3 protein-coding genes are annotated in these 3,689 nt (G+C 48.9%); 1 reads left to right on the top strand and 2 read right to left on the bottom strand.

Features of this window, described 5'->3' with window-relative positions:
- Window positions 1-230: 230 nt before the first annotated feature.
- On the top strand, window positions 231-797 hold the full coding sequence (locus WBV75_RS07630; protein WP_424120036.1) for a hypothetical protein: 567 nt from the start codon (window positions 231-233) through the stop codon (window positions 795-797).
- Window positions 798-916: 119 nt separating this feature from the next.
- Here WBV75_RS07630 and WBV75_RS07625 read toward each other — a convergent pair whose 3' ends face one another.
- Together WBV75_RS07625 and WBV75_RS07620 are read right to left on the bottom strand one after the other, a co-directional pair.
- Window positions 917-1,702 (bottom strand): DUF6090 family protein, encoded by a 786-nt coding sequence (locus tag WBV75_RS07625; protein WP_424120035.1) that lies wholly within the window; start codon window positions 1,700-1,702, stop codon window positions 917-919.
- 46 nt (window positions 1,703-1,748) lie between these two features.
- Window positions 1,749-3,566, bottom strand: coding sequence for an AMP-dependent synthetase/ligase (locus tag WBV75_RS07620; RefSeq protein WP_424120034.1), 1,818 nt, complete (start codon window positions 3,564-3,566; stop codon window positions 1,749-1,751).
- Between the last annotated feature and the right edge of the window lie 123 nt (window positions 3,567-3,689).

Raw genomic sequence — 3,689 nt, 5'->3', positions numbered from 1 at the left:
CGGTTATGTCTATGATTTCAATATCAGTGATCTGAACGGGGACAATTCCGGATCCCATGAGATCTTTTAAGGCAGGACTAGTCTCCCCAAAGCCTCTGGATCAAGCCATACAGGTTTATTTGGCAGGGCGGTTACCCGGGGGTTAAACGCGTTTTTATGCTTTTTATCTGTAATATAAAATGAATCGGGTATATCGTCGTTATAGGGCAGTTGAATCAACTCAAAATTTTATGAAACAGGTTATTACACCATCCTTAAAGCTTGCTTTTGCAGCCCTGCTGTTGTTGCCGGGAATCGCTTCGGCCCAATGTGAACTTTTTAAAAGCGAGGTTTCCGAGGTAAGGGACTATTCCGAAGCGGTGAGCGCCAATTCTGATAGTGTGCGGACCTATGCAGAAATCGCCGGGTATGCAGATACCTTTTCCAAGGCCCGGGAAAATGCCCGTATCGCCCAGAAATTTGCCGGGGAAGCACAGGCTGCGGCCCACGAAGCAGTTTCTCTGGCGGGAGACTCCCAGTATTATGCTGAAGTCTGCGGGATTGACGCTGTAATCACCAATTCTATCGAAGCCGAGAGCCGGGCAATCGATGCCCGTGATTTTGCAGATGTGGCCATGAGCAATGCCAAAAAAGCTTCCGCGGCCCGAAAGCTCGGAGACGTACACTACCATATGCGAAAATCGCTGAATGCAGCCCGCGAAGCCCAAAAATCTGCGACGGCTGCGGTCTACGCGGCTTCTGACGCCCATTACAGCTGTACCCACGACGATGCCCCGAGTACGGGGAAAGGGGAATAGGTAATTTCTTCTTTTAAGGAGTAAGCCTTCTCATTGGATACCGGCCTGAAAGAAACAAACCGTTTTTAGCAGACAGGTATTTTGGGAAGGTTTTGTTTTTGGAGATCTACAGGAGGGAGTTAGTGAATTTCAGCCTCGATCAGGCTGAGGATTTCCTCAATTCGTTTTCGAACGGTTTCCGATTCTAAGTTGGCCCCATTGTTATAGGTAATCGCCAATGAAACAAGACTTTCCAATACTTTGCTCTCAGCGATTTGGGCTGTGGATACTTCTTGTCTTGCAGTGCCAATGGGAATTCTTTTTGTCTCGGAGGCTTCTTCCAACTGCCAGTCCATCTTGAGGTCATTGGCAAAATAGTTTGCCAGATCCCGGGTAACGCCCAGGCGATTGAGCTCGGTTATAAGTTGCTCATTGATAATCCGAGACCAGTTCTGTTCGATTTCCTGCACGGCTACAATATCTGAAGTCCAGTTGGAGAGCAGGCGCTTTAGTCTGTTATTGGATATTAACCTTAAGTTACCCGTGCTGCTCAGATCGTATTCTATAGGATCGAAGGTGGGGTCTAAGAGCAGTATGGAAAAACGGGCAATAAGGGAATCCCTGTTGGCGACTTCAGGATGGTCCGTGGCGTTCAGGATATACAGGGATGACTCGATAATCGCCTTGCGAATCTGAATTTTCCGATTCAATTGCGTGAGGTTCGACCGGAAATCTTCCTGCAACTGTAAAAGGACAGCCTGCTCAATTTCCCGATCTTTCCGCGACTCATTCCAGTTGTCGATCTGAAGGGCAATCAGGATGCCTATGACGACCAGCAGAATTTCACCAATACCGTACATAAGGTACCTCTGATACCGGTTTTGGCCCAGAAGGGATTGACGGATTCTGCGAAAAAATGAGATCATGAATCAGGAGATTAGGTCATGAGTTTCAAGGGTCTTCTGGTGCCCATCAGGCGTAAATCTCAGCAATCTCTTTTTCGAACTTTTTACGAATGATCCGCCTTTTTAGTTTGAGGGTAGGGGTGAGTTCAGATTCAGATTGATCTTCATGTACCGGTAGCCATTGGTGGGGCACAAGTTTGAATTTTTTGATCTGTTCGATATGGGAGAATTCGGGGTTGAGCCCATCGATGATTTTCTGGTATTTCCCTATCACCTTTGGGTGGGCGATCATCTCATGGACGTTTGTCCAGGGGATCCCTTTGTGTTCACACCAGTTTTTAAGGGCTTCATCGGCAGGGACGATAAGGGCTGAAACAAATTTCTGTTTTTCCCCCACAACCATAATCTGTTCCACCAGGAAGTCTTCCCGGAACCGATTTTCAATAGGGGCCGGGGCCACGTATTTTCCACCGGAGGTCTTTAAAAGCTCTTTTTTCCGATCGGTGATCTTCAGGAATTGACGCCCCCCTTGCCCGGGAATAAACTTTCCGATATCCCCCGTACAAAACCACTTCTTTCCGTCGATCTCGCGAAAAACCTCAGCGGTGACTTCGGGCTTTTTGTAATACCCCAACATCACATTGGGCCCGTGTGCCAGGATTTCTCCTTCCCCTTCCCCGTAGTCCCCGGCGGAAGTGTCGATGCGAAGATCAACGCCATCAACCGCATAACCCACAGTTCCCAAAAGGGTTCCGCCGGGCTCCATTCGATTCCCGGTTAGGGTTGGAGAGGTTTCTGTAAGGCCGTAGGCTTCTTTGATATTGATCCCGGCCCCGCAGAAAACACGCAAAATTTTGACAGGGCAGGGGGCCGCACCAGTCACGATCATACGTACGTTTCCGCCTAAGGCGGCCCGCCATTTACTAAAAATAAGCTTGTCTGCAACCTTCCATTTGAGGCTGTCGATAAAGGAAAGTTTTTGTTCTGGCTGGTAATTGTCGGTAAGGCTCAGCGCCCAGAAAAATAAATTCCGTTTGGCGCCTTCCAGGGCCAGCCCTTTGTTGTAGATGGCTTCATATATTTTTTCCAGTAACCTCGGGACGGTGGTAAAGGCCACGGGCCGGACCGAAGCGAGGTCCCCCTCCGGGCCGCTCAGGTTATCGGTGCCGCAGTAATAGACCGAGGAGCCTTTATAGTAGTATACAAAAGAAACGGCCCGTTCGTATATATGGCACATAGGGAGGAAGCTCAGCACTTTTTCACCGGCATCCGTCTTGAGCAGGTTCGAAGTTTCGAGGACCACGAACATGATATTGGAATGGGTGAGCATCACCCCTTTCGGATTTCCGGTAGTTCCGGAAGTATAAATGATGGTCACCAGGTCGGATGCCCCAATAGAATCTTTTATGGGTTGCAGGGCTGAAACACCTTCGGCGTCAAAGATGTCTTTCCAGAAAGGGCGGTCCGGATGCGAATCGAAAGTGTAGATATGCCCCAGGGTTGGGGTCGTTTTTTGAGCTGCAGTTAGTTTGTCGTAAAGGTCCAGGGCCCCGCAAAAGGCCATTTTTACCTCGGCCTCGTTCAGGATATATTCGTACTCCCCAATACTTATGGTCGGATAAAGCGGAATACTGATGCCTCCGGCCATCTGTATGGCAAAATCCATAATCAACCATTCTGGCCTGTTTTTATAGGCGACAATGGCCACCTTTTCCCCGGGACGCAGGCCTGCCTTGACCAATCCGGAAGCGGCTTGTTCTGCTGCGTCAAGTACTTGTTGGGAACTATATGAAACCCAGTTTCCGGAGGCGTCCCGGGAACTGACGGCGGTGTCATTGGGGTGGTTTTCCACCTGGTGGTAGAGCAGGTCAAAAAGGCGTGTCATAGAGGGCTTGTTTTAGTGGTTTATGAATATACGACTAAGACCGGTTTTCCCTAAGCCTAAAAACAGGTTTTTCGCAAGGATTACGGTATATTTTTAACAAGTCGCCAGTGCTATTACCAAAAT

It is taken from the genome of Robiginitalea sp. (genome assembly GCF_049588695.1).
Lineage (GTDB): Bacteria > Bacteroidota > Bacteroidia > Flavobacteriales > Flavobacteriaceae > Robiginitalea.
This window is presented reverse-complemented; position numbering and strand designations above follow the sequence as displayed.